This is a genomic window from Achromobacter aegrifaciens (assembly GCF_902859735.1).
Taxonomy (GTDB): Bacteria; Pseudomonadota; Gammaproteobacteria; order Burkholderiales; family Burkholderiaceae_B; genus Achromobacter; species Achromobacter aegrifaciens.
On sequence record NZ_CADIJY010000001.1, the window covers coordinates 551,184 to 577,176 of the forward strand.

Here is a 25,993-nt window from a genome sequence, read left to right on the forward strand (position 1 = left end):
AGCATGGAATTTCCGATCGGGCCTGTACATGAACAATAGCGATGAGCCGCAGGGCGGCGGCGGCCGTCCCGATTCCTGGCGTTCATTCGCCTTTGCAAAAGCGCGCCTTTTGGGCGTGTGGCGCGAACTGATCCGGGTCAACGCCAGCGACCGGCCCTGGGAAATGCCCTTGGCCGCGGCCCTGTCCTCTGGGCTGCCCTTGCTGGTGGGTGCCTATTTCGGCCGCATGGACTACGGCCTGATGTCGAGCCTGGGCGGCATGGTGTTCCTAAGCCTGCCCAATTCCTCGCTACAGCACCGCATGATGATGCTGTTGGCGGCGTCCTTCGGCATGGTGGCCTGCTATGCGGTGGGCGCGCTGACGCAGTTCTGGCCTGCCGTCATGCTGGTGGCGTTGACCTTCATCGCCATGGTGGTGAACATGGTCTGCCGCTGCTACCGGCTGGGGCCGCCGGGCAGCCTGTTCTACATCATGGCGACTGCGATCGCGGCCTACACGCCGGGGAGCGTGGAAGAAATCCCCACACGTGTCGGCATGGTGGCCTTGGGCAGCCTGGTCGCGTGCCTGGTGGCGTTTGTGTATTCCCTGCACATGACGCGGGTCGCGCCGCCGCCGCCCGAAACCGCGTTGCCCAGGCCCACGTTCGACTTCGTGGTCTACGACTCCGTAATCATTGGCCTGTTCGTGGGCGTGTCGCTGTTGGTGGCCGAGTTGTTGCAACTGCCCCGGCCTTACTGGGTGCCCGTCAGCTGTTTGGCGATCATTCAGGGCGCGACCCTGATGGCGGCCTGGAACCGTCAGCTGCATCGCATCCTGGGCACCGCCGTGGGCTTGTGCGTGGCATGGGCCTTGTTGAGCCTGCCGCTGAACGTATGGACCCTGAGCCTGGTGATGATGGCGCTGTCGTTCGGCATAGAAACGCTGGTGGTGCGCCATTACGCCAGCGCCGTGGTGCTGATCACGCCCTTGACGATCTTCCTGGCCGAGGCGCCGCACCTGGGACAGGGCTATCCCGCGGCCGTCATCGAGGCCCGCTTCCTGGATACGGTGGTCGGCGCGTTCATCGGCGCCGTGGGCGCCGTGCTGCTGCACAACCAGCGCATCCGGCCGCGCCTGTCGCGCTGGATGCGGGCGGTGCTGCCCAAGCGCGTGAACTGACGGCGCCAGCCGCTACGCCCCGTTTCATCTCCGCCTGATCCACGGATCCGCCCCCGCGCTACGCGAGCCGGGCGAGGGGTCCCGCCTGCGCGTTTTCCCGGGCCGCATTGCTGTTGACACCCGTTGGGCCAGTCCCTATAGTTCGTTTTACACAGTCGTGTAAAAAAGAGGAGACAACATGGCATACATGGACAGCAGGTTCCTGGGTGAAACCGTTCCCGTCGTACCGGTGGAGGCGATGGAACGCGATTGCGTATTCCGCGCGGAAAACGAGGAAGGGTCCGATCTCTGTTTTCTCGATCAGCGCATTCCGCGGTATCAGCGGGAAATCATCAACGTGATCGGAATGGGTGTGACCGAGAACGTCAAGGAGTCCGCCCTGGCGCCGAAACTCGCCGGTGGCGCGCATGGCTTCGCAATCGCCTACGTGCGCGGCGTGCGTCGCGGCGATGGAGCAGCCCTGCATCGCCATCCCACGGAAGAAATATTCGTGGCGATAAGCGGTGCGTGGCGCGTGGTGTGGTTGGAGGGAGATGAGGAGCGATCCATCCTCTTGAACCAGGGCGACCTCGTGGCCGTGCCGCCCGGCGTCTTCCGCGGATTCCGCAGCGCCAACGACGACCAGAATTCGCTGTTGATGGCGATCGTCGGCGGCCCCGATGCCGGGCGCGTGGATTGGCATCCGTCCGTGATCGTCGAGGCGCGGGACACCGGGCTCTCGGTCGATGACCGCGGCAACCTGCTGATCAACTGAGCAGGGGTTCTCGCCGTTTCAATGCCGCCCGAACGCGTGCATCGAGACAGCCTTTGAAACACCGGCAAACAATACTGAGGAAACCATGGCGCGCTGGCCTGAGCTGGATAGTTACATTGAAGATGCCGTCTCCTGGGGAGTGCCGCAACTCGCGGTGGCGGTGGTCGGACCCGACGGGCTCATTTACCGAGGATCCCGGCAACAAGGAGCCGACGGTTCCCCAACCCGGTCGTCCGAGGCGCCAGCGGTTTACTGGCTGGCATCGATGAGCAAGCTGGTGACTGCCATCGCCGTTCTCCAGCTTTGGGAGCGGGACTTGTTGCAATGGGACGCGCCGGTTGCCACATGGTTGCCTGAGCTGGCGTCGCCGAGCGTGCTCGAAGGGTTTAGCGGGCAGGAGCCGGCGCTTCGGCCCGCGGCAAGCCCGATCACGCTACGCCAGTTGATGACGCACCAGTCCGGTCTGGCATATCCCATCTGGCAAAACGATATTGCGCGCTACATAAGTCAGCGCGGCATACCCATGCCGGGCAGCGGCAAGATCGAATCGTTGGCCTTGCCGCTGGTGTTCGATCCAGGAACCAGCTGGATGTATGGGATAGGCCTGGATTGGGCTGGCCAAATCGTCGAGCGCGTTTCCGGGAAAACGCTGGAGGATTACTTTCAGGAAGCGATCTTTCAACCGCTGGAGATGCGCGACACGAGTTTCCTCGTAAACGCCTCCATGCGTGAACGAATGGTCGATCTCATGTCCAGGTATGACACGGGCGCGATGGCTCCAATAGAGCGATCATTCCCCACGCCCGAGACGTTCATGGGCGGATCCGGGCTGTACGGAACCGAAGATGATTTCTCCAAGCTGCTGACGGCGCTGCTGCGAGGCGGCGAGCTGGCAGGGCGGCGGATACTGCGCACTGAAACGGTAGCCCTGTTGCTGCAGCCTCAGGTAAGCGGGACGCACATCGGCATCCTGCGTACTGCGATGCCTCGCGTTGCGGCCGACGTCGACCTGCATGCCGGCGCGGAAAGCGGATGGGCGCTGGGCGGATTGGTCAATTTGCAGGTCGGCGCCGCCGGGCGCTCGGCGGGCAGCGTGGGGTGGGCGGGCGCCGCCAATACGTTCTTCTGGATTGATCAGAAACGAGGCGTGGCCGTGCAGGTGATGATGCAGATTCTGCCATTCGCCAATCCCCTGGCGCTGAAGACCCTGGCGGGCGCGGAGGAACTGATCTGTGGAATTTTGGACAACCTGCCTGGTTGAGTGCCGTCAGCTGGACCGGGACAGCGACTCGAACACGCCCGCCGCAACGAAGTCCACGATATAGGCGACGCGTTGCTCCAGGTTCTTGGCCGCATCGCCTTCGGACAATCTGATGGCTTGCCGTGCGTTCACGCCCAGCGTCAGCAGCAAGGTAATCATCGATTGATAGGCGTAAGCGATGTCCGAATTCGATGCCTGTGGAAACACCTGGCGCAGCTTGCCGATGAACACGCGGGCCGAAGGATCGAAGTACTCCTTGATGATGCCGCGCTGTTCGCTCTCGGGGTCATAGTATTCGCGGGCAAGCAGGCGGATGAAGCGCGCGCCGCCGCGTTTTTTCGTCAGCAGCAGCGAAGGCGCCACCCAGACTTGCACCAGTGCATGAGTCCAGGCCCGCTTGTCTTTATCGGGGGAGATCAGTTCGATTCCGGACAGCCGCTCGTCGGTCACCGAGCGGTAGCGTTGCTCAAAAATGCTTCTGTAAAGAGATTCTTTGGTACCGAAGTAGTACTGGACTAGCGCCGAATTCACGTCAGCCGACTTCGAGATGTCTCGTATGGACACGCCGTTGTATCCGTGGAGGGCAAATAGCGACTCTGCGGCTAGGAATATCCTGTCCCGGCGCCGCGTTTCCTTGGTCAATTGAAGCTCCTCTTTGAGGCTTCAAATTGTAGTGGATTTCCCCAGGGGAACGGCATCGCGCGAGCAAGGGCGACGGGATCGGGATTAAACGATCAGGAGAAAACATGTACTTTCCCATGGCCGAACTCAGCGGCGATCAACGCAGCAAAATCATGCATTCGACCGTGCTTCCGCGGCCGATCGCATGGATCACATCCACCGACCCCGAAGGAAACGTCAACGCCGCGCCCTTTTCCTTCTTTAACGTGATCTCCGGGAACCCGCCGCTGCTTTGCGTCTGCATCGGAAAGAAGGATGGCCGTCCGAAGGACACGGCGCACAACATCGCCACGACCCGCGAGTTTGTGGTGAACCTTGTTTCCGGGGCGTTGGTGCATCGCATGGTGGCCACCTCCATCGAATTCGAACCAAAAGTGGACGAATCCGCCGAGGCCCAGTTGTGTCTGGCTGCGTCGCGGCTGGTGCAGCCGCCTCGTATCGAGGACAGCCCCGCGTCTTTCGAATGCCGGGTGCGCGAGCTGTTCGACATCGATGGGGTGCGCAGCCTGGTGCTTGCAGACGTGCTGGCCGTCCATGTGATGGATGCCGCCGTGCTCAATGCCGAGCGCATGCATTTCGATCCGAATCCCATGGATTTGATCGCGCGGATGCAGAACCCTGGTTGGTATGGCCGTATCGGGTCGGCCTTTCAGGTCGGCACGCCCAGCGTGGAACAATGGGATGCGATGAAGCGCGACGGAGACGCCAGCGCCTACCTGGAACGGCAGGCAGGCGATTAGCGAGGCATCGCGCCGTCAGGCCGGCCGCTTGACCAGCACCACCAACGCGATGCCGAGCAGGATCAGCACCGACGCCGTCACCAGGATTCCGGTCACGGGCTCATCCAGGAACAGGGTCCCGCCAAATGCCGTCAACACTGGCACGCTGAGCTGTACGGTGGCGGCGTGAGTCACTTTCAGGCCTTTGAGCGCGGCATACCAGACGACATAGCCCAGGCCCGAGGTCACCGCGCCGGAAGCCACGGCATATGCCACGCCCGCAGCGTCGTAGCCCACGCGTGAGCTCAGCCCGTGCAGCAGGAATAGCAACAATGCGACAGGCGTGGCGCGGATGAAGTTGCCCGCCGTCGCCGACGCCGCGTCCCTGGCGCTGCGGCCCAGCAGCGAATAGGCGCCCCACGCGACGCCGGCCGCGATCATCAGCAAGGCGTGGAACAACGGCGGGGCGCTGACGCTGGGCAACATCAGGATCACCAGACCGGCCACCGCCAGGCCTATGCCCAGCCCCTGCGTGATGCTCAGCCTCTCGCCGATGAAGAATCCATACAGGATCATGCTGATCTGGATCGACGCGAACAGCAGCAAGGCGCCGGTTCCTGCCGGGATCTGGGTGTAGGCATAGGCGAAGGCCACGGCATAGGCCAGCAGCGCCAACGCACCATGCCAATTGCCTTCCAGCTGTTTGGCCGGCTTGCGCATGCGCAATACCAGCCACAGCACCAATGCGCCGGAAGCGATGCGGATGGCGACGAAGGTGGCCGGATCGATCGCGGTCTGCTTGAGCGCAAGGCGGCACAGCAGCGAGTTGCCGGCGAAGGCAAGCATGGAGAGCAGGGTGAGCGCGTACAGGCGGGGTGTCATGGCGCGGTGTTTCCCTTGGGCAGCGCTTCGGCGATCGTGTCCGGAAAAAGCGGGGTGGATCGATGATCAGATCGTAGCGCGGAGTTTCGGCTGGCGGTTGGGATACGCGTGCGATTCGTCTCAGTGGGTACGTACTTTGGCCGAAGCTTTTGAGCTGAGGGCATGGGCGGCATGCTGCCACAGCGCGCCCACTGCCGCGGATTGCCGTCCAGCGGCAGAGCGCACCAGCCCGAACTCCCGGCGCGCCGCCGGGCTCAGCGGCAAGGCGCGCAACTGGCGCATGTCCGCGGGCAGCGTGGACTCGGGAACCACCGCGACCCCCATGCCCTCGCGCACCAGCGCGCAGGCGCTGGCCCAGTCGCGGACCGTGACGCGGATGTCGTTGAGTTCCAGTCCGGCCTTGCGCGCCAGGCTCAGGCCATTCACGGCGCAGCCGCCGGTCGCGAGAATGAACGGTTCATCGGCCAGCTCGGCCAGTGCGACGCCCCGCGACGACGCGCGGCGGCTGAGCGCATGCATGCCGGGCAGCAGCGCCATCCAGCGATCGCGGCCCAGGATCAGGGCTTGCCTTTGCGTTGCGGGGTTCATCACCACGCCCAGATCGATGGCGCCGCGCGACAGCCATTCCTCGACCTCTTCATCCGTGCCCTCCAAGGCCACCACCTCGATGCCGGGGTGGCGCAGCCGGAAGCCGTGCAGCAGGGGCGGCAGCAGCGTCGAGATGACCGAGGGAAAGCTGCCCAGCCGAATGCGGCCCTGGCTCAGTCCCTGGCTGTCGTCGGCCAGGGCGCGGATGGACTCCAGGTGAGACAGCATCGCGCGGGCGTGATCGATGACCTGTGCGCCCAGCGCCGTTACCGCCACTTCCTTGCGGGAACGGGTGAAGACCTGGAGCCCCAGCGACGCTTCCAGCTGCGCAATGGCCTGGCTGGCGCCGGACTGGGTGATGCCCACGCGCTCGGCGGCGCGGGAGATGTTGCCTGTGTCGGCCGTCGCGACGAGCAGGCGCCAATGTCCCAGGTTCAACATATTAAGTAGCTGAGCTAATGATAAGGAATTAGAGCATTAATTTTACCGGTGCACCGTGGCGCGAGAGACTGCCCTCTGTTGTTTCCCGGAGATGTCATGAAACTCTACTACGCCCCGCATACCTGCTCGCTATCGCCGCATATCGTCTTGCGCGAACTGGAGCTGCCATTCGAACTGGTCAAGGTAAACAACCAGACCAAGCAGACCGCGGACGGCCGCGATTTCCGCACCATCAATCCCAAAGGCTATGTCGCCGCGCTGGAGCTGGTAGATGGCGATGTGCTCACTGAAGGGCCGGCCATCGTCCAGTACCTGGCCGACCTGCGTCCTGGCATGCAGCTGGCGCCACCCAATGGCACGCGCGAACGCACGCGGCTGCAGGAATGGCTGAACTTCCTAACCAGCGAGATCCACGCAGGATCGGCGCCCTTGTTCCAGTCGGCCTTGCCCGAAGCCGCCAAGGCGCATTTCCGCGAACGGCTCTTCAAGCGCTTCGACTACCTGGACGGCATCCTGGCCGAAAGCACCTACTTGATGGGCCAGCAGTTCAGCGTGGCCGATGCCTATCTGTTTACCGTGCTGGGATGGTGCAGGTTCTTTGCGATCGACCTGGATCGCTGGCCATCCCTGGCGGCATACGCGGCCCGCATCGGAGAGCGCCCTGCGGTGCGGGCCGCGCTGCGCGCGGAGGCGCAGGGCTGAACGTCATGCGGCCACGGCAACGGATGCATTAGGCCTGTTGACGCGTGGCCGCCAGCACGATTTCCCGCACGCAAACCCCGTCCGGCTGCGCATAGGCGTAGTGGATGGCGTTGGCCACGTCCTCGGCGGCCAGCACCTTGCCGCCCATCTCGGCCTTCCAGGCCTCGTAGCCCGTCTTGATGTCCGCATCGGTGGTATGGCCCAGCAGCTCGGTTTCCACGGCGCCCGGTGCGATGGTGGTCACGCGCACGTTGTGCGCCGACAGTTCCTCGCGCAGGTTTTCCGACAAGCCGTGCACGGCGAACTTGGTACCCACGTAGGCCACGTGATTGGGGAAGGTCTTGCGCCCGGCCACCGAACTGATGTTGATGATGCTGCCGCGCTTGCGTTGGACCATGCCGGCCGCGACCGCATGCACGCCGTTCAGCACGCCTTTGATGTTCACGTCCAGCATCCGGTCCCATTGGTCCGGGTCCTGGCGCGTGATGTCGCCCAACAGCATGACGCCCGCATTGTTGATGAGCGCATCGGCCGGCCCGAAGCGCGCTTCGCCTTCCTGCACGGCGGCGGCCAGCGCGGCGCGGTCGGTCACGTCCACGGACAGCGCCAGGGTGTCGGGCAGGTTCAGCGCCTGCATTTTTTCCAGCCGGCGGGCCAGCAGCAGTAGCGGGTGGCCGTGAGCCGAGAACAGGCGGGCGGTGGCCAGGCCGATGCCGGAACTGGCGCCCGTGATGATGACCAGCGGTTTCTTCATGGTTGATATGGTGGGCTCCTGATATCGGTTTTATGTATGCTTGAGTGGTCGGAAATCATTCTATTCCCGGGGATTCTCCCTGAGAAATGGTTTATTCCTTTGGAAGAAATCGGAAAATCTTATGGATGGCCGCCAGCTCAAGGCCTTTGTCGCTGTCTTCGAAGAGCGCAACATCACGGCCGCCGCCCGTCGCCTGCACCTGAGCCAGCCGGCTCTGTCCGGCACGATCAAGAGCCTGGAGGACTTGCTGGGCACGCAATTGTTCGCACGCCAGGCGCGGGGCGTGGCCGTGACGGAGGACGCCCGCATCCTGTATCCACAGGCGCGGCGCATCCTGTCGCAGACGGACTCGATGACGCATCAGTTCCGCCATGGTTCGTCTGCGTCGCGCATCGAGATCGGCGTGGAGGCGGATATCGCAGGGCCGGGCATTGCGGCCTTCATGCGCGCGGCACAGGAAGTCGTGCCGGGGCTTTTCGTGAATCTGCTTGAAGGATGCCAGGGCGATGCCCGACTGGCGACCGAAGACGAGCGTTGCGAGGACGAGCTGTTCTTGCCGCTGTCCGTCGACCCCTATGTGCTGGCCCTGCCCGCGGGCAGCGGCGCCGACGCGGCATTGCCGTGGATTGTGTGCCCGAGCCACCCGACGCATCAGCGCCTGCTGCCCTTCTATGGCGCCGGTGCAAATACGCCGGCCGCGCACGCCGGATCGTTGCGCCTGGCCTTGGCGTTGACGGCCGCCGGCGCGGGCATGTGCGTGGCGCCGGAATCCCTCGCCCGTAGCCAGGCCGGCGTGGCGATCAGGCCGCTGGAAGGACTGGAGATGTCGCGGCGCATCGGACTTTGCTATGCAGTGCAATCGTTGGACAAGTCGGTGGTGGCAACGCTGGTGGAGCGGCTCGGGGATCCTGCGGTCCGGGCCAGGCATACAACATAGAGAAACCTTTCAACGCCATCGATAGGCTGGGCCAGCCTGCAACTTCACTCGTTAAGTTGTAGTCTTGCGCCTTTCGCCAATAAACATGGCCGCGCTGCGGCCGATCAGGGAGGAGATAACTATGACAACGCGATCCGGCGCCAAGCTGGGCAAGGCGGTACTGGGGATGACGCTGGCTGCCGTGGCGTTTACCGCATCGGTTTCCAATGCGCAGGCGGATGACTACCCTTCGCAGCCGATCAAGTTGATCGTGCCCTTCGCCGCCGGAGGCGGCAATGACGGGATTGCGCGTCTTCTGGGGCAGCTGCTGTCCGATGGCCTGAAGCAGCCCGTAGTGGTGGAGAACCGCCCCGGCGCAGGCGGCAAGCTGGGTGTGGAGCAGGGCCTGAAGGCAGCACCCGATGGCTACACCCTGACCTTGATTTCCAACAGCTATTCCGTCAACCCCAGCCTGTACAAGCTGCCGTTCGATCCGGTCGAGGACATGACGCCGATCGGCATGATCGCGCGTGCGCCGTTCTTCGTATCGGTCAATCCCAGCGTGCCGGCGGATAGCCTGGGTGATCTGGTGGCTTTGGCCAAGAAGAAGCCCGGCGGGTTGACTTATGCATCGTCCGGCACGGGCGGCATATCGCATCTGGCGATGGAGGCCTTCTTGAAGACGGCCGGTATCACCATGGTCCATATCCCGTACAAAGGGTCCGCGCCGGCTCTGACGGACACGGTCTCAGGCCAGGTCAACGCGATGCTGACCACGGCCGGCTCGACCCTGCCTTACCGCGAGGACAAGCGCCTGAAGGTGCTGGCCGTGACCTTGCCGCAGCGCGTGTCCTCGGCGCCGGACATCCCGACGGTGCGTGAGGCTGGCGTGCCGTATGACGTGACGGTGTGGTACGGCATCATCGCGCCCAAGGGCGTGCCGCCGCAGGTGCAGGCCAAGCTCAACGCCGCGATCAATGCGGCCGTCGTGAAGCCCGAGATGGCCGATCGTTTGAAGGCGACCGGGGAAGAGGCTGCGCCGGGTAGCCCGCAGGATTTTCGCGATCAGATCGTGAAGGAGATTTCTTTGTGGGGCGATGTGGTGCGTGAGGCGGGCGTGACCGTGAATTGATCGACTCGCGCGGAACTGGGCACAGGACTGTCAGCACCCCAAGATTGTTTACAGCGGTCCGTGCCCAAGTCGAACAAGAAAAAAGCCGCTGACGGTAAACGCCAACGGCTTTTTGAATTCTGGTGCCCGGGGCCGGAATCGAACCGGCACGCCTTTCGGCGGGGGATTTTGAGTCGGTGATTTACAGTGTTTCTACAGGGAAAAGGGGCGAATTCTAGCGTAGGCTGAAATAGGTAAAACCAGTTTCAAATCAGTAGGTTAGCGTATTTTACCTGAATTGGTGAAAACTGGTCACTGTACCTGTACCTGTACTGTACCGAAATTTCGGTACAGTACAGATCGAGAATCTGATTAATTTTCAGTGGCGATGAGATTATTAAATAATAAAAATCTCGGTTTATGTTAGATGGTCTATCAAGCTGTATATATCAGTTCTAGAAAATCAGGACAAGAATAAACCGAAATACCTTTTTACGAACACTTCCATATCATGCGCAACTTGAACTAACTCTGTTGATGACAATGGAACCTGTTTTCCAAGTGTTGCTGAGATGTCGCCAGTTTTATCCAAATAATCTGAGTCCACTACGCCAAGGGAGTGAGCGAATAAATGACGCTTCTGAAATGCCTTGAGAAATAGAGGCCAGTCGTTGACAGTAGAAGCCATATCAATATATGGAAGTAATTTAGTTCTGGCCGATGAGATATTTTGAAATGATGAAATTTTCGGATGTGCCTGGCTCCCCGTTACATGATGGTTTCGAACTGCTATGGCGTTGGCCCGTCTCATTACCCCATCAAAAGTACTAATTAGTAAACTGAGGTAGTTTATGAGGTTTTCTCTGGGTGTGTTCGCAGTGCAGTTCTCTTTTATTTGTTCCGAGAGTGTGTGCATCACCTCTCTAGGGTTTTCAATCGCACAAACGGGGCAACGAAAGATTACGCCATTTACTGCGAATTTAGCCCCATCCCTTGGGCATTCCCTCTGAATGTCAAAGTGCGAAAGATTGGAGCGCGGATTAGGATTTGGTTTAAATGACGATATTTCGTAGTAAGCGCCGCATGCCGCTGGACAGCAAATAAATATTGGGTTTGTTGAGTACCGCTTCTCTGCGAGTCGTATCCATGCATTGGCTTTACAGTCAGGGCAGGTAACAGTTACTCCGTCCCCATGTGGATCGAAGAGTTTGAGTTCCGAAAGATATTTTTCATCTTCGACTTTGATGTGAGCAGCCCAACGCTGTGCACGGTCGTTTGTACTCATAGAAAAATCTATACCTTCAAGAGCGAAAGTACTATTATAAATGGGGAATGCGATGGGGGAGGACGGGGAATAAGATTATATTTTTGCCAGCCGCTTCATTACTTCAAGGCGCATTTGCATGAATTGATTGAGGTCTTCTGCAATTCCCTTTTGACCGTAAAATCGGCCACTATCCACTCCTTCATCCACTGTTAGGCTAAGTCGTTTTCTCAGTTGGAAAATATATTGCGGGTCATAATCTTCAAATCCTTGCGTGCCCTTTTTTAGAATGGTTTCAACCACTTCTCCTAAGTCGTCTATAACCTCAAAACGGTAGCCGCGGTCGCGGAGTTCGTACCCAAAACGCCCAAGAGCTTCGCGAAGATCTTGAAGCTTAAGTGGCTTTTCACCTTTTTGTTGTTTTCTTGAGTTCCGTTCTAACCAGGTGGCGATTGTAGAAACCTCGTCATTCCTATTTTCGCAAATCTCGTGGGCTGCAATTTGTCGAGTATATTCATACATTTCATCATCATCGCAGCGATCAAGCCAGTAATTATGCTCACTCAAAAAAAACAGTGTTGAGAGCAGGGCGGCTCGCTTATTTCCATTATGAAAAGAATGGTTTCCTGCGATGCTGTGGAAAAGTGATGCAGCCTTTAGAAAGACCGTAGGGTAGGCGTCTTGGCCTCCTGCGGTGGAATATGGTCTTGCCGCTGCGGATTCAAGGCTATCAATATTCTTGATACCGGGGGGACTGATCGGATCTTCCTTGTCAACAAAGAACTCTGTCAGGTATTCGTGAATAAAAGTAATTGTTGATGCATCCATGTGGACTCCAAGTGAACTTATTTAGGATATCTCTCTTATGAGGCCATACGGTGTCTAAAGTGTCGAACTGCGTGACACAAAAACCGGCGACAGCCTATCCTGCACTAGCTTCAACCACCTATATTTTCTTCGTCATGACTAAGCTTTTGGGCTTGCCAAGTCACTTACGCGGCTGCACAAACTCTTCGAGTTCAATGTCCCCATTGATGAACCGTTGAGCATGCTCTTCATCTGCTGCACTGAGCGAGAATCCTTCCAAACCGACTGATGCGCGTGCGTAATTAACGGCTGCTACACGCCGGTCGCGCTCGTCACCGGATATCGTTTTAGTTAGTTCCGTTTCGTGCGAACCCATCTCAGCCATGGTTGTCTCCCGTGCTTTAGGTAACGCTATTTTACAAGGTGTGGGTTTTTTTTGGTGCTTTGTCGAGAAATCTGGGAAAAGGTTTCACGCAGAAATTGTCTTGTTTTTGTGGTTATCAATAGGTTTTCCCGATTGACGGCGGTATTGGCTGCCATGCGTGATGGACACTTCCCAAAGAGGCTTTGCCTCTCTGGACTCTCCACCCTCGCCGGCGGGACCTCGGGGGCAGGGGTTACGGGCCGATGGCCCTGAACGCCTCCCCCGGGCGCAGCGTGTGGGCACTCCTGCCGCGTCAAGGGGCCGTGTCCTCGCCCGAGGGCTGCGGGCCGCACCAACCCCTTGACCCGTCATCCGCGCTGTCTAAGGCCCGATTCGATATGTAGGCGGTGATTCTGGCTGGAAGAGGTGTCAAGGGCGGGACCGGAGGCCGCAGCCCGGAGCAAAGCGTAGGGAACGGGTGAGGATGCCGGGCGCAGCCTTCACCCTTGACGCATCTGGAGGCCATGTAGCCTGTCGGCAAGGGGTAGGAACAAGGCAAAGCCGCTGGGCCTGCCCCCGCAGCCAGTCCGGCAAGAACGGACGCGGGATGCAACCGAAGAGGTTGCCCAAGCGAAGCGCGGAGAGATTAACAGCGGTTAGGTAATGGAAGGGCCCCACCGCTGGTGAGGCCGCTGCGGACAGCTACACGTACATCACTTGCCGTCAACTGAGCCACCGGACGCTGGTCCCCAGTGCTTACCCATGTTCTGCAAGACGTGCTGACGATAAGCCGGGTTCCACATCGTGTTGCCTGCAATCATGTGGTTGGTTCGGCCAGCAGTAACCATCATGCCCGACTGCATATCGCGGCGAGTCGTCTTAGGATTCACCACGTTGCCAATACCCTGCGCCATGCTCCTGAATGTCACAGCGTCAAAGGCGATGCCGCCAGCTAGTCTTGCCAACTACACCACTCGTTTTTCTCTGCGCGAAGAAGATGATCAAGGCAAGAACGATGATTTGCATAAACGAGCTGATGGGATTGTCCGTGTGCTTACTACTCGGTCGGACAGCGCCTTGAATAGCGCCAAACCGACAGACACAACAACCATTGTGATGGCAATTTCAAAGATGTAGGCCAGTGCCTGCTCGAACCATTTGCCGAACCAGGATTAAAGGCGTCAGGCTTCAATTTCCCAGAAGAGCTATCGGCAAATCCCGAATGCCATCGTCAGAATCCGCTTTCTCTATCTGTCGCGGGCAATTCATCAATGGCGAGCAGCCAGGATAGTGAGCACGTCATTCAGCGAGTCCACAGATTCAGTTGAACTCGTCGCCGTCGCGTGTCTGTCCAAGTGGTACCCATGTATGCCAAATTTCCGGGGCCCGACCATATCGGCTTCAATGGTGTCGCCGATCATAAGTATTTCTTCGGGCCGGCACCCAATACCATCGCAGAGGTATCGGTAGATTTCAGGCTTTGGCTTCACGGCGCCGGCTTCGTATGACCAAGCGCAAAAGTCCGGTTGGATGGGCAGCAAGTCCAGCACCGGAGGTCCGTATGGCGCTGCGAGGTTGGAGCAAAGCGCTATTTTGATTCCTTGATCCTTCAAGGCGGCCAGAGTTGGGGCTGCATCAGCGAACAGCGTGATGGATTGGATTTCTTCATGCAGTTCGGCTTCCAGAGAGCGCAAGCTCTCTTCGCTGACCATGCCGCCGAACATGCTGGCTGTCTGTCTCAGGCCTACCGCATTGCTCATCGCCCGGATGCCGTCATCGCTCTGGCGGCGGCGGCCTGCCTCATGCAGCAGGCGGACCAGCTTTCGGAATGGGCGAGTGGGCCGTTCTATGCGGACCAATGTTCCAAAAACGTCGAATGCTACGGCCTTGATTGCCATCGAACCTCCAGCTTGTCAGAGTAGGCTTGCACTGCGCGGTGGGGGGCGGGACCAACCTTGTTGCGAGGAAATTCTAACGGCCGCAATTTGGTCCAAGTTCCGATATCGTCCGCTAGCTTGGGGCGTATACATTGCACGCATTTGAGAGCGCCCGTTGCGCGGGGAGCATTGAAATGAACGTGTGCGAAGGCCGCCTGCGGCATTTCGTCATGAAAAAAGCCGTTGACGGTAAACGTCAACGGCTTTTTGAATTCTGGTGCCCGGGGCCGGAATCGAACCGGCACGCCTTGCGGCGGGGGATTTTGAGTCCCCTGCGTCTACCAATTTCACCACCCGGGCTAGGAGGTCGCGGACACGTCCAGATGACGGTCGCGGGAGAAGCGAAGACGGCGATTATATGCGGTCTGGGAAAAATTGTCAGGCGGCCCTGGATCCAGCCATCTGACGGGGGCCAGTCCCTCCGCACACAGGCGCAGGCCGGGACCGGCTTTCCGAGGAATCCGCTGCCTTACTTCTTCTCAGGCAAAAACCAGTTCATCACCAGCGCGCAGATGCCGCCGGTGGCGACGCCCGACTCCAGCACGTTCTTCACGGCATGGGGCAGGTGCGACAGGATTTCCGGCACTTGCGACACGCCCAGGCCCAGGGCCAGGGACACGGCGATGATCAGCAGGGCGCGGCGGTCCAGGTGGATGCCGGCCAGGATGTTGATGCCGGACGCGGCGACCGCGCCGAACATGACCATGGCGGCGCCGCCCAGGACGGGTTCGGGCACGGCCTGCAGGATGCCGGCCACGGCCGGGAACAGGCCCAGCAGGATCAGCATGCCGGCGATCCACACGCCGACGTGGCGGCTGGCGATGCCGGTCAACTGGATCACGCCGTTGTTCTGCGCGAAGACCGAGCTGGGGAAGGTGTTGAAGACCCCGGCCAGGAGCGAATTCGCGCCGTTGACCAGGACGCCGCCCTTGATGCGCTGCATCCACAGCGGGCCTTCGACGGGCTGCTTGGAGACCTTGCTGGTGGCGGTGACGTCGCCGATGGCTTCCAGGGACGTGACCAGGTAGATGATCAGCATGGGCACGAACAGCGCCCACGAGAAACCAAGGCCGAAGTGCAGCGGGGTGGGGATCTGGAACAGGGCGGCTTCGCGGGCGCCGGTGAAGTCCAGGCGGCCCATGTAGGCGGCGGCGATGTAGCCGACGGCCAGCGCCAGCACCAGGGCGGTGCTGCGCACCCACACGACCGGCACGCGGTTCAGCAGGATGATGGTGCCCAGGACCAGGCCGGACAGGGTCAGGTTCTCGGCGCTGGCGAAGGTGCCGTTGCCCATGGCGCTGTAGCCGCCGCCCATGCTGATGAGGCCGACCTTGATCAGCGTCAGGCCGATCAGCAGCACCACGATGCCGGTGACCAGCGGGGTGATCAGGCGCTTGACGAAGGGCAGGATGCGGCTGATGCCCATTTCAACGAAGGAGCCGGCGATGACCACGCCGAAGATGGCGGCCATGACGGCTTCGACCGGGGTGCCTTGCTTGACCATGACCGAGCCGCCAGCGATCAGCGGGCCGACGAAGTTGAAACTGGTGCCCTGCACGATCAGCAGTCCGGCGCCCAGGGGGCCGAAGCGCTTGCACTGGACGTAGGTGGCGATGCCGGAGATGACCAGCGACATGGACACGATCAGGGTGGTGTCGCGGGTGCTCACGCCCAGGGCCTGGCAGATCAGCAGGCCGGGGGTGACGATGGGAACCAGGATGGCCAGCAGGTGCTGCAGGGCGGCGACAAAGGCCACGGGAGGCGCGGGACGGTCGTCGGGGCCGTAGACCAGGTCAGGGCTGGGGTCGGCGTCGGATGAGCCGTGGGGGGCGGGTTGGGTCAGGGAGGCGGGTTGCATGGCGGATGGGCCGGCCAGGGATGGGTAGGGGAGGAAAGTGCGGGATTTTAGCGGGGAAGGCCCCGTGCCGTCCGGGGACGGACCGGGAGGGGGGCGCAGGCGCGGGCCGGGATCTCCGCCGCTGGTTAGAATCCCTGGTCGCCAATCAACGGCAGGTCAGCCCCGCCACTCCATGCAAAAACGCGCCAAATGGGCCTTGATCACGCTGGTTCTGATCATCGCCGCGCTGCCGATGTTCCTGTTGTTCTGGTTGATGGACGGCGACGACTTCGCGGCCGTCGACCGTGGGCAGTCTTACGGCAACAGCATCTATAAGAATTATCAGGGCGGCGTTTACGCCGCGGTCCCCAGCAACGGCTATTACCGCATGGACGAGGCCGATCCAGCCAGTTTCGCGGCCTTCGATACCGGGGCTTTCGATGGCAGGCAGGCGGCCAGGGACCAGCGGCACGTGTATTGCGGCAACCAGGTCCTGCCGGACATGAAGCCGGCGTCGGCACGCTACCTGGGCAACAGCTATTTCAGCGACGGCGCGGTTACGGTTTTCTGTTCGATGCACAGTGTGCGCAACGAGAAACTGGGCATGCTGGACGAGTTCTGGCAGAAGATCCAGTACCAGGCGGATGCCGGCCCCAAGCCGCAGACCTACCTGTATCCGTTCGTCGTCCTGCCGGCCAGCGCCCGGCCCTACCGGCCGTTGCTGGACCGCGAGCTGGCCACCGACGATGTACGCGTGTACTACCGCGGCCGCGAAATGCCGCAGGCGGCGCCCGCTTCGCTGCGCCGCCTGCCTGCAGGCCGGGATGGCGACGTGCGTTCCAGCGACGATTTCTTCGCCGATGGCCGCCGCGTCTATTTCCACGAACAGTTGCTGCCGCTGTCGGATGATCCCGCGCTGTACACCTTCATGGTGGGCGACCTGTACCGCCAGCCCTATCTGCAAGACCCCCGCGACGGCATGGTGTATGTGGGCGCGCAGCCCTTCGACGCGGCGCATGCGCCGTACCGCCTGCTCAACGAGCACGGCCGGCATGTGTACCAGGCGCTGTTCCGCAGCAAGGACGGTATCTTTTTCTACAACACGCAGACGCGGCAGGTGGAACGGGCGGGTGACGACCCGTTGGCTTCGGGCACATACACCGCGCTGTCGCCATACGTGTACACGGATGGCAAACAGACGTTGTTCCTGCAGGCGCAGGAAGTTTGGGCCCGCAACTCGCGGGGCGGGGGCGGCGGGCTGGTATCCCGTTCCACGCTGGTCAACCAGCTGGCGGATGCGCCGGCTGGGGAATGGATCAAGCGCGGCGTGGTTTATCACAACTTCGGCACGGTCTGGCAGAAGGGAGAGAAGCTCTATTACCTGGATGAGCTTGGACCCTCGCAGCTGATTTCCCATTCGATCTATCAGATCATGGACCGCGGCGCGGCGGATTTCCTGCTGAGTTCGCAAGAAACACGGCAGATCACGGCTGCCGACATACGCAAGCTGGTCCGGGCCGGCAAGCTGGCGGTGCCGCAGTATGAAGCCGTGCTGGAAGCGAAGACACGTTACCGCAAGGTGTTCTCGATTTTCTGAGGCGCTGCCGCCACTCCCCAAAAGGGGAGGCTAGAACCTGCGGGGGTTTTTTTGCCCGCCCTTGAAAGTGCGCCATTGGCCCCCACATCAGTAGGGTTTCCCGGCGGCCGCGCGGGCCAGATGTCCCGGCAGCCAATAACCGTCCCTAATTTTTACCTAGCCACGTAGAACTATGAGCCAAACCGCCACGCCTTCCACGTCCGAAACCCTGGGGTTCCAGGCAGAGGTGAAGCAGCTGCTGCACCTGATGATCCATTCGCTGTACAGCAACAAGGAAATCTTCCTGCGCGAGCTGGTGTCGAACGCATCGGATGCCTGCGACAAGCTGCGCTTCGAGGCCATCGACCAGCCCGAACTGCTGGAAGGCAATGGCGAACTGGCCATCACGGTCAGCTACGACAAGGCCGCCCGCACCATCACGATTTCCGACAACGGCATTGGCCTGTCGCGTGAAGAAGCCGTGGCCAACCTGGGCACGATCGCGCGCTCCGGCACGCGGGAATTCTTCTCGCAGTTGACCGGCGACAAGCAGAAGGACGCGCAGCTGATCGGCCAGTTCGGCGTGGGCTTCTATTCGTCGTTCATCGTGGCCGACAAGGTCACGGTGGTCAGCCGCCGCGCCGGCGCCACGGACGCGATCCAGTGGGAATCCGACGGCCAGGGCGAATTCACCATCGCCGCTGCCGAGAAGGCCACGCGCGGCACGGACGTGACGCTGCACCTGCGCGCCGACGAAGACGAATTGCTCAACGGCTGGAAGCTGCGCGAGATCCTGCGCCGCTACTCGGACCACATCTCCCTGCCCATCCGCATGGCCAAGGAAGAGTGGGACCAGGAAAAGGGCGAGCAGGTCAAGACCGAAGAACTGGAAACGGTGAACCAGGCCAATGCGCTGTGGGCCCGCAGCAAGTCGGACGTCACGGAAGAGCAGTATCGCGAGTTCTACAAGACGGTGTCGCACGACTACGACGACCCGCTGGCCTGGACCCACAACCGCGTCGAAGGCCGCAGCGAATACACGCAGCTGCTGTACGTGCCCAAGCATGCGCCCATGGACATGTGGGACCGCGACGGCCGCCACGGCGTGAAGCTGTACGTGAAGCGCGTCTTCATCATGGACGACGCCGACCAGCTGCTGCCGTCGTACCTGCGCTTCGTGCGCGGCGTGATCGACTCGGCCGACCTGCCGCTGAACGTGTCGCGTGAAATCCTGCAGGAAAGCCGCGACGTGCGCGCCATCCGCGAGGGCTCGGCCAAGCGCATCCTGTCGCTGCTGGAAGACATGGCGGAGAACAAGCCGGAAGACTACGCCACGTTCTGGTCGGAGTTCGGCCAGGTGCTGAAGGAAGGCGCGGGCGAGGACTCGGCCAACCTGGAACGCATCGCCAAGCTCATGCGTTTCGCCTCGACCCACACGGGCGACCAGGCCCAGACCGTGTCGTTCGCCGACTACGTGTCGCGCATGAAGGAAGGCCAGGACAAGATCTACTACGTCACGGCGGATACCTTCGCCGCGGCCAGCAACAGCCCGCATCTGGAAATCTTCCGCAAGAAGGGCATCGAAGTCCTGCTGCTGTCGGACCGCGTGGACGAATGGATGCTGTCCTATCTGCGTGAATTCGACGGCAAGTCGCTGGTGTCGGTGGCCAAGGGCGGCCTGGACCTGGCCGAGCTGGCCGACGAGGAAGAAAAGAAGCACCAGGCCGAAGTGGCCGAGGACTTCAAGCCGCTGGTCGAGCGCCTGCAGAAGACGTTGGAAGACCAGGTCAAGGAAGTGCGCGTGACGCTGCGCCTGGTGGACTCGCCGGCGTGCGTGGTGGTGGGCCAGAACGAACTCAGCCCGCACCTGCTGCGCATGCTCAAGGCCGCCGGCCAGGAAGCGCCCAACGTCAAGCCGGTGCTGGAAATTAACCCGGAGCACCCGCTGCTGGCCCGCATCCGCGCTGCCGAAGACGGCGAATTCGACCAGTGGGCGCGCCTGCTGCTGGATCAGGCGCTGCTGGCCGAAGGCGCGCAGATCGCCGACCCGGCCGCGTTCGTGAAGCGCTTGAATGCGTTGCTGCTGAAGTAAGCGGCGCATCCGCTTGAAGAAAGAAAGGCGCCCCTTGGCGCCTTTTTTCTTTTGGGAGACGTTTCACAAGCAGTGATTAAAAAATTACCGATCGGTAATTTCGTACAAAAAATCCGCTTGGATAGAAAAAAATATTCCCGTTCGGTAATTTTTTCGCCGTAGAAAAATGTGCTGCGGCAAATTTTTCCCGCTCGGTAATTTTTTTCCTACGCCAATCAAATTTTTATCCTAAAATTACCGATCGGTAATTTTGGAGGCGGCCATGCCCTCGCAAGATATTCCTGCCGAGCTCGCAGGCGGGGCCGGCGTAACGATCCGCACATCGACCGAACTGGGCGAATTGGTGAAGGCCGTGCGGCGCTCGCAGGGCTTGCTGCAAGCGGACTTGGCTGGCCTGTCTGGCACCGGCAACCGCTATGTGGTGGATCTGGAGCGCGGCAAGCCCACGCTGCAATTGCAGAAGGTGCTGGACATGCTGGATCTGCTGGGCCTGGAAGTGCAGGTAGCGCCCAAGCGCCCGAGGCTGCCATGACCGTCGCTGACGCGCTGGACCTCTATCACGCTGACCGCAAGGTCGGCCGCTTGTTCGACGAGCGGCCGTTGCGCTTCGTGTACGAAGATGCCTGGCTGAATTGGTCTGGCGCGCATGCCATTTCGCCGTCGGTGCCTCTGCGCAGCGGCGATCATGCGGGCGATGCCGTGCATGCTTTTTTTGAAAACCTGTTGCCCGAAGGGCATGTACGCAAGTTTCTGCAGGTCAGCCGCCATGCCACCACGGTCTTCGGTCTGCTGCGCAGCGTGGGCGGGGATACCGCCAGCGGGTTGACGATACTGCCGCAAGGGGAGCGGCCCGCGCCGGCGCGCCACCGGGTTGCTACATGGCAGGACGTGACAAAGCGTCTGCAAAACGTGGCCGTGCCCGCGCTGGCGGCGGAGAACGCCGAGGGCGCCCGCATTTCTCTGGCCGGGGCGCAGGACAAGCTTCTATTGACGGTCATGCCCGATGGTTCGCCAGCGATACCCGAGGGGGCTGCACCGTCCACGCATATTCTGAAGCCGGATATTCGCGGCCTGGATGGCGTATGGTCATCGGCCCTGAACGAAACGCTGGTCATGCAGTTGGCCGCCAGAATGGGCCTGGGCGTGGCGGAAGTCCGCTATCAGCCCGATACGCGCGCATGCCTGATTACCCGGTATGACCGCAAGCCTGACGGCAAGGGTGGTTTGCTGCGGCTGCATCAGTTGGATCTCTGCCAGCTGGCTGGCAAGCCGTCCGACGTGAAGTATGAGTCCGATGGCGGTCCGTCGCTGCAGCAATGTCGGGAGCTGTTGGGAAGCATGGGCATCGGCGCGGCGGATTTGAAGCGATTCCTGCAATGGATATTCTTCAACTTGTGCGTCGGCAACAACGATAGCCATGCCAAGAACCTGTCCGTGCTGCAGACGCAAGATGGCCGATACCGGCTGGCGCCCTTTTATGACCTGATGTGCACGGGCATGTACTCCGGGCTTGCTCGCAATTTCGCGTTTGCGATCGGCGGTGAAGTGAAGCCGGGCAGCATCGGTGCGGAACATATCGCTACCATGGCTAGGGAGTTCGGTTTTGCCCTGCGCTACGTCAGGGCAGCAGGGGAGTCGCTGGTGGATGCGCTTCCCGTCGCCTTGGATGAGGTGCAGGCAGGACTGCTGGCGCAGGCGCCGGGGGGCGCGGAGCGCACGTTGATCGAGCGCTTGGGGCGTTGGATCAAGACCAACACCCGCAAGCATGCCAGGCGGTGGGGGATGGACGCGTAGCCGCCCGCGGCCGCATCGGCGCCACCGTCTGGGTGGCACCTAGCCCCGCATCACCACCGCATCCAGTGCCACCACCCCTTGTCCCTCGGGCAGCGCCAGCAAGGGATTGATCTCCATTGAACTGAAGTCCTCCCGCCGCGCGTGGGCGTAGCGGGATAGCGCCGCCAGCGCGTCAGCCAGCGCATCGACGTCGCAAGGAGGCGCGCCGCGCGCGCCTTGCAGCAGCGCGTAGCCCTTGATCTCGCGGATCATCGCCAGGGCTTCCTCGCGACCGAAGGGGGCCAGGCGGAAGCTCACATCCTTGAGCACTTCGACGAAGACGCCGCCCAACCCGAACATGACGACCGGGCCGAACACCGGGTCGCAATGCACGCCGGCGATGCATTCCACGCCCTTGGGCGCCATGGGCGCGACGAGCACGCCGTCGATGCGGGCGTCGGGCCGGTGCTGGCGCACGGCGGCCATGATGTCGGCATAGGCCTGCCGCACGGCGGCTTCGCCGCGGATGTTGAGCTTCACGCCGCCTACGTCGCTCTTGTGCGTGATGTCTGGCGATACCACCTTGAGCACGACGGGAGCGGCGTCGCCGTCCGTAGCAGCCAGCTCGGCGACGGCGCGCACTGCCGCGTCCACGTCGGCGGCCAGCGTGCAGGGCGAGGCCGGCAAGCCGGCCTGGCGCAGCAGCGCCATGGCCTGGACTTCGTTGTAGGCGTCCAGCAATGGCGGTGTGTGCGCCGCGGGCATCGTGAGAGCATCGTCAACCACGTCGCTACCCGTATGAGCAGCCAGCCCGGCCACCGCGCCTATCGTGCGGATGGCGGCGCTGGGATCAGTGAACACCAGGCAGCCCAGTTGCTCCAGTTCCTGGCGGCGCGCGGGCGGGAACAGCGCGCTGATGGCCAACGGCACGTCCGGATGGCGGGCCTGCATCTGCCTTGCGAAAGCCTCGAAGGTAGGCCACAAGGCTTCGGAGGATCCAGCGGCGGCCAGGAAGACGGCCAGCGCGTCGTAGCGTCCATCGGCCAGCATGTCGTCGGCGGTGGCCAGCAGCAGCCCGGGTTCGGACACGGCCTGGCCGGTGACGTCGACGGGATTGCGGCCGCTGGCGAAGGGCACGCGCTCCAGCAGGCGGGCTTGCGCTTCGGCGGCGGGCTCGGGCAGCGCCAGGCCAGTGTCGTCGGCCTCGTCGGCCATCAAGGCGCCCACGCCGCCAGAGATGGTGAAGATCCCCAGCCGGCGGCCCTGCGGCGGCTGTTTCCAGGTGTCCAGCGCATAGCCCAGGTTGAAGAATTCCTCGATGGTGCGCGCGCGCAGGGCGCCGTATTGGCGGAACAGCGCGTCGTAGACGGCATCATCGCCGGCCAGCGCAGCGGTATGCGAAGCCGCGGCTTGCGCGCCGGCCTGGGTACGGCCGATCTTGGTGACGACGACGGGTTTGCCGGCCGCGCGCGCCGCGGCCAGGGCGAGGCGCAGCTTGGCGCCGTCGCGGCAGCCTTCCATGTAGGCCATGATGACGCGCGTATCGGCGTCACGAGCCATCCATTCGATGCAGTCGGCCACGTCGATGTCGGCCTCGTTGCCGGTGCTGATCCAGTGCGACAGGCCCAGGCCGCGCTCGCGCGCCATGCTGTAGGCGTAGGCGCCGAATGCGCCGCTCTGCGACACCATGCCAATGCCGCCGGCGGCGACGATGCCGTTGGCGGGGGCGGGCGAGAACGTTGCGTAGACATTGCGCCGCACGTTCATGAAGCCCAGGCAATTCGGCCCCAGCAGGCGGATGCCGCGCTCGCGCGCGATGGCGCAGAGCCGTTCCTGTTGCGCGGCCCCTTGCGCGCCGGTCTCGGAAAAACCCGAGGTGAACACCACGGCGGCGCCTACCTGGCCGGGCCGGGCGCGTTCCAGCGCCTGCGCGGCATGAGCGGCCGGCACGGCCAGAATGGCCAGGTCCACCTCCGCGTCCAGCGCGTCCAGGCCGGGTACGGCCGGCAGGCCGGCGATGGCGTCTGCGCGCGGGTTGACGGGGATGATGCGGCCGCCGTAGCCGTGCTGGAGCAGCAGCTTCACCGGCATCGCGCCGATCTTGCCGGGCGTGGCCGAGGCGCCGACGATGGCGATGCCTTGCGGATTGAAGAGGCGGGACAGGGAAGAGTCAGTCATGATGTGGCGATGAAAGATCAGGAGTAGCGCACGACGCTGCGGCCCGTGCTGCCGCGTTCGAGCATGGCGGCCAGCGCTTGCGGCAGCTGGCGGGGTTCGATGACGCGCGCGATCAGGTCCAGGTGCGCGGGGCGGTATTCGGCGGCGAGCTTGTTCCATACCTGGCGCCGCAGCGGCATGGGGCTGTTGGCGTTGATGCCCAGCAGCTTGACGCCGCGCAAGATGAAAGGGATGACGGTGGTGGGCAGTTCCGCGCCGCCGGCGTTGCCGAAGGCGGCGGCCACGCCGTCCGGCTTCAGGCTGGCCAACGCGTGGGCCAGCAGCGGCCCGCCCACGGAGTCGACCACGCCGGCCCAGCGCGCGCTCATGAGCGGTTTGATGCCGGCCGACAGGTCGGGCGGGGCAATCACCTCTTGCGCGCCCAACGAGCGCAGATAGTCCGCCGCATCCGGCTTGCCGGACATGGCGCAGACGCGATAGCCGCGCTGGCTCAGGATGTCGATGGCGACGCCGGCAACGCCGCCGGTTGCGCCGGTGACCAGGACCTCGCCTTGTTCCGGCGTCAGTCCGCAATGCTCCATCCAGTGCAGCGAGAGCGCCGCGGTGTAGCCCGCAGCGCCCAGCACGGCCGCATCGCGCAGTCCGATGCCGGCGGGCAGCGGCAACACCCAGTCGTGGCGCACCCGCGCATACTCGGCATAGCCGCCGTCGCAATCCACACCGATGCCGAAGCCATGCACCACGACCTCCTGGCCGGGCGCGAGCGCAGGGTCGGCGGAATGCACAACGGTGCCAGAAAGATCAATGCCGCCGATGCGTGGATACTCGCGGATGATGCCACCGCGCCCGGCCTGGGCCAGCGCGTCCTTGTAGTTCAGGCCGGCATAGGCCACCTTGATGAGCGTGTCGCCCGCGGACAACTGGTCCGCGGTCAGCGTGTCGAAACGGCCCTGCGGCGGTTCGCCCGCCGCGCCTGCGTGCAGGCGGTAGGCCTGGAATTCGGGATTTTCCATGTTCGTCTCCTTAAGGGATCAGGCCAGCAGCCGGCGCGCCAGCGTGGCGCGGTGCAGTTCGTTGGCGCCGTCATAAATGCGGAAGGGGCGCATCTCCTGCCAGACCATGGATACGGGCGTGTCGTCCGAGAGGCCCGATGCGCCCATCATCTGTACGGCGCGGTCGGCCACGCGGTTCACGGCCTCGGACACAAAGACCTTGGCCATGGCGCTGTGCTGTTTCACCGACAGGCCTTCGTCCATGCGGGCTGCGCAGTCCAGCGTCATGAGGCGGCTGGCATGCAGGTCGATGTGGGAGTCCGCGACCATGGCCTGGATCTGTTGCAGGTCAGCCAGGCGCGCGCCGAAGGATTCGCGCCGCACCACATAGGCCTGCGCCGTCTCCAGCGCGCGCCGGGCGCGGCCGATGTAGCGCATGCAATGGGACAGCCGGGCAGGTTCCAGCCGCAGCTGCGCATATTCCAGGCCGCGGCCGGGCTCGCCCAGCACGGCCTCGTCACCGACCTCGCAGTCTTGCAGCAGGATTTCGGCGTGGCCGCCGATCTGGTAGCCCGTCACCATGCCGATGTCGCGCACCACCTGGTAGCCCGGCGTGTCCGCCGGCACCAGGAACAGCGTGGCGCCGGTATCGGTGCGCGCCAGCACCAGCGCGAAATCCGCACCCACGCCGCCGCTGATGAATTGCTTGTGGCCGTTGAGCACCCAGCGTCCGTTGCGCCTTTCGGCGCGCGTGCGCAGCATGGACGGATCGGAGCCGGCGCCGGGGGCGGGCTCGGTCATGGCGAAGCAGGCGCGCTGTTCGCCGCGCACCAGCGGCGCGAGGAAGCGCTCCTGCTGGGCGGTGTCGCCCAGGCGCAGCAACGTCAGCATGTTGGGCTGGTCGGGCGCGGCGCAGTTCAGCGCGGCGGGGCCCAGGAAGCCGCGCCCCGCTTCTTCCAGCACCTGTGCCAGGGCGCGCCAGCCCAAGCCCAGTCCGCCCCATCCCTGCGGCAACTGGGGCGCATACAGGCCGGCCTCGCGGGCCTGTACGCGCAATTGGGCGACGCAGCGATCCAGCGCGGCCACGTCGCGGGCAATGGCGGGGGACTCGGCCGGTATCGCCACCTCGTCGACGAAGCGGCGCACGCGCGCGCACAGGTCTTGCAGGGCGTCGCCGCCGTTGCGTTCTGGCTTGGACTGCATGG

The 25,993-nt window shown here is 62.6% G+C and carries 24 protein-coding genes and 1 tRNA gene; 12 read left to right on the forward strand and 13 right to left on the reverse strand.

The window, feature by feature from the left end; all coding sequences use genetic code 11:
* The first annotated feature begins 28 nt into the window (after nt 1–28).
* From HV766_RS02530 to HV766_RS02540, 3 genes are all read left to right on the forward strand, one after another.
* The gene (locus HV766_RS02530) at nt 29–1,159 is read left to right on the forward strand and encodes an FUSC family protein (RefSeq protein WP_054458887.1); all 1,131 of its coding nucleotides are present in this window, start codon (nt 29–31) and stop codon (nt 1,157–1,159) included.
* 178 nt (nt 1,160–1,337) lie between these two features.
* Nucleotides 1,338–1,913: a cupin domain-containing protein gene (locus HV766_RS02535; RefSeq protein ID WP_119451708.1), complete on the forward strand. Its 576-nt coding sequence runs from the start codon at nt 1,338–1,340 to the stop codon at nt 1,911–1,913.
* Nucleotides 1,914–1,998: 85 nt separating this feature from the next.
* The gene (locus tag HV766_RS02540; RefSeq protein ID WP_175180486.1) at nt 1,999–3,174 is read left to right on the forward strand and encodes a serine hydrolase domain-containing protein; all 1,176 of its coding nucleotides are present in this window, start codon (nt 1,999–2,001) and stop codon (nt 3,172–3,174) included.
* A 6-nt stretch (nt 3,175–3,180) separates the two neighbouring features.
* Here HV766_RS02540 and HV766_RS02545 read toward each other — a convergent pair whose 3' ends face one another.
* Nucleotides 3,181–3,816, reverse strand: coding sequence for a TetR/AcrR family transcriptional regulator (locus tag HV766_RS02545; RefSeq protein WP_175180487.1), 636 nt, complete (start codon nt 3,814–3,816; stop codon nt 3,181–3,183).
* 104 nt (nt 3,817–3,920) lie between these two features.
* On the opposite strand from HV766_RS02545, the gene HV766_RS02550 reads away from it, so the two are divergent.
* Nucleotides 3,921–4,595, forward strand: a complete 675-nt coding sequence (locus tag HV766_RS02550; RefSeq protein WP_125470276.1) for a flavin reductase family protein — start codon at nt 3,921–3,923, stop codon at nt 4,593–4,595.
* Between the two features lie 15 nt (nt 4,596–4,610).
* Here the strand turns inward: HV766_RS02550 and HV766_RS02555 are convergent, their stop codons facing one another.
* Both HV766_RS02555 and HV766_RS02560 read right to left on the reverse strand, forming a co-directional pair.
* On the reverse strand, nt 4,611–5,456 hold the full coding sequence (locus tag HV766_RS02555) for a DMT family transporter (protein ID WP_175180488.1): 846 nt from the start codon (nt 5,454–5,456) through the stop codon (nt 4,611–4,613).
* Between the two features lie 120 nt (nt 5,457–5,576).
* Nucleotides 5,577–6,485: a LysR family transcriptional regulator gene (locus tag HV766_RS02560; RefSeq protein ID WP_175180489.1), complete on the reverse strand. Its 909-nt coding sequence runs from the start codon at nt 6,483–6,485 to the stop codon at nt 5,577–5,579.
* A gap of 96 nt (nt 6,486–6,581) precedes the next feature.
* On the opposite strand from HV766_RS02560, the gene gstA reads away from it, so the two are divergent.
* Complete coding sequence (gene gstA, locus HV766_RS02565; RefSeq protein ID WP_175159778.1) at nt 6,582–7,187, forward strand: glutathione transferase GstA; 606 nt, start codon at nt 6,582–6,584, stop codon at nt 7,185–7,187.
* 28 nt (nt 7,188–7,215) lie between these two features.
* On the opposite strand, the gene HV766_RS02570 is transcribed toward gstA, so the two are convergent.
* A complete protein-coding gene (locus HV766_RS02570) occupies nt 7,216–7,941 on the reverse strand; it encodes an SDR family oxidoreductase (protein WP_175159939.1) in 726 nt (241 codons plus the stop codon).
* Between the two features lie 121 nt (nt 7,942–8,062).
* Between HV766_RS02570 and HV766_RS02575 the strand changes: the two genes are divergently transcribed.
* Together HV766_RS02575 and HV766_RS02580 are read left to right on the forward strand one after the other, a co-directional pair.
* Nucleotides 8,063–8,878, forward strand: a complete 816-nt coding sequence (locus HV766_RS02575; RefSeq protein ID WP_175180490.1) for a LysR family transcriptional regulator — start codon at nt 8,063–8,065, stop codon at nt 8,876–8,878.
* A gap of 121 nt (nt 8,879–8,999) precedes the next feature.
* Nucleotides 9,000–9,989, forward strand: coding sequence for a tripartite tricarboxylate transporter substrate binding protein (locus HV766_RS02580; protein ID WP_175180491.1), 990 nt, complete (start codon nt 9,000–9,002; stop codon nt 9,987–9,989).
* A 442-nt stretch (nt 9,990–10,431) separates the two neighbouring features.
* Here HV766_RS02580 and HV766_RS02585 read toward each other — a convergent pair whose 3' ends face one another.
* The 3 genes from HV766_RS02585 to HV766_RS02595 form a co-directional block, all read right to left on the reverse strand.
* Nucleotides 10,432–11,253 carry a hypothetical protein gene (locus HV766_RS02585; protein WP_175180492.1) on the reverse strand — a complete coding sequence of 274 codons (822 nt, stop codon included), beginning with the start codon at nt 11,251–11,253 and terminating at the stop codon, nt 10,432–10,434.
* A gap of 75 nt (nt 11,254–11,328) precedes the next feature.
* The gene (locus HV766_RS02590) at nt 11,329–12,060 is read right to left on the reverse strand and encodes a type II toxin-antitoxin system death-on-curing family toxin (protein WP_175180493.1); all 732 of its coding nucleotides are present in this window, start codon (nt 12,058–12,060) and stop codon (nt 11,329–11,331) included.
* A 160-nt stretch (nt 12,061–12,220) separates the two neighbouring features.
* On the reverse strand, nt 12,221–12,424 hold the full coding sequence (locus HV766_RS02595) for an antitoxin VbhA family protein (RefSeq protein WP_175180494.1): 204 nt from the start codon (nt 12,422–12,424) through the stop codon (nt 12,221–12,223).
* 828 nt (nt 12,425–13,252) lie between these two features.
* Between HV766_RS02595 and HV766_RS02600 the strand changes: the two genes are divergently transcribed.
* Nucleotides 13,253–13,540: a hypothetical protein gene (locus HV766_RS02600; RefSeq protein WP_175180495.1), complete on the forward strand. Its 288-nt coding sequence runs from the start codon at nt 13,253–13,255 to the stop codon at nt 13,538–13,540.
* A 131-nt stretch (nt 13,541–13,671) separates the two neighbouring features.
* On the opposite strand, the gene HV766_RS02605 is transcribed toward HV766_RS02600, so the two are convergent.
* From HV766_RS02605 to HV766_RS02615, 3 genes are all read right to left on the reverse strand, one after another.
* Entirely contained in the window at nt 13,672–14,301 is a 630-nt protein-coding gene (locus HV766_RS02605) for an HAD family hydrolase (protein WP_175180496.1), read from the reverse strand.
* A 254-nt stretch (nt 14,302–14,555) separates the two neighbouring features.
* Nucleotides 14,556–14,640, reverse strand: a tRNA-Leu gene (locus tag HV766_RS02610).
* 169 nt (nt 14,641–14,809) lie between these two features.
* Nucleotides 14,810–16,198, reverse strand: a complete 1,389-nt coding sequence (locus HV766_RS02615) for a uracil-xanthine permease family protein (RefSeq protein WP_054459298.1) — start codon at nt 16,196–16,198, stop codon at nt 14,810–14,812.
* A gap of 172 nt (nt 16,199–16,370) precedes the next feature.
* On the opposite strand from HV766_RS02615, the gene HV766_RS02620 reads away from it, so the two are divergent.
* From HV766_RS02620 to HV766_RS02635, 4 genes are all read left to right on the forward strand, one after another.
* Nucleotides 16,371–17,774, forward strand: a complete 1,404-nt coding sequence (locus HV766_RS02620; RefSeq protein ID WP_175180497.1) for a DKNYY domain-containing protein — start codon at nt 16,371–16,373, stop codon at nt 17,772–17,774.
* A 172-nt stretch (nt 17,775–17,946) separates the two neighbouring features.
* Entirely contained in the window at nt 17,947–19,845 is a 1,899-nt protein-coding gene (gene htpG, locus HV766_RS02625; RefSeq protein WP_125470201.1) for a molecular chaperone HtpG, read from the forward strand.
* A 262-nt stretch (nt 19,846–20,107) separates the two neighbouring features.
* Entirely contained in the window at nt 20,108–20,377 is a 270-nt protein-coding gene (locus HV766_RS02630) for a helix-turn-helix domain-containing protein (RefSeq protein WP_119450477.1), read from the forward strand.
* Complete coding sequence (locus HV766_RS02635; RefSeq protein WP_175180498.1) at nt 20,374–21,639, forward strand: type II toxin-antitoxin system HipA family toxin; 1,266 nt, start codon at nt 20,374–20,376, stop codon at nt 21,637–21,639. The genes HV766_RS02630 and HV766_RS02635 overlap by 4 nt, the downstream gene beginning before the upstream one ends.
* A gap of 39 nt (nt 21,640–21,678) precedes the next feature.
* Here the strand turns inward: HV766_RS02635 and HV766_RS02640 are convergent, their stop codons facing one another.
* From HV766_RS02640 to HV766_RS02650, 3 genes are read right to left on the reverse strand one after another with little or no spacing between them, the layout of a single operon-like run.
* Nucleotides 21,679–23,796 (reverse strand): acetate--CoA ligase family protein, encoded by a 2,118-nt coding sequence (locus HV766_RS02640; RefSeq protein ID WP_175180499.1) that lies wholly within the window; start codon nt 23,794–23,796, stop codon nt 21,679–21,681.
* Nucleotides 23,797–23,813: 17 nt separating this feature from the next.
* On the reverse strand, nt 23,814–24,809 hold the full coding sequence (locus tag HV766_RS02645; protein WP_054459308.1) for an acrylyl-CoA reductase family protein: 996 nt from the start codon (nt 24,807–24,809) through the stop codon (nt 23,814–23,816).
* Nucleotides 24,810–24,827: 18 nt separating this feature from the next.
* On the reverse strand, nt 24,828–25,991 hold the full coding sequence (locus HV766_RS02650) for an acyl-CoA dehydrogenase family protein (RefSeq protein ID WP_175180500.1): 1,164 nt from the start codon (nt 25,989–25,991) through the stop codon (nt 24,828–24,830).
* Nucleotides 25,992–25,993 lie beyond the last annotated feature (2 nt).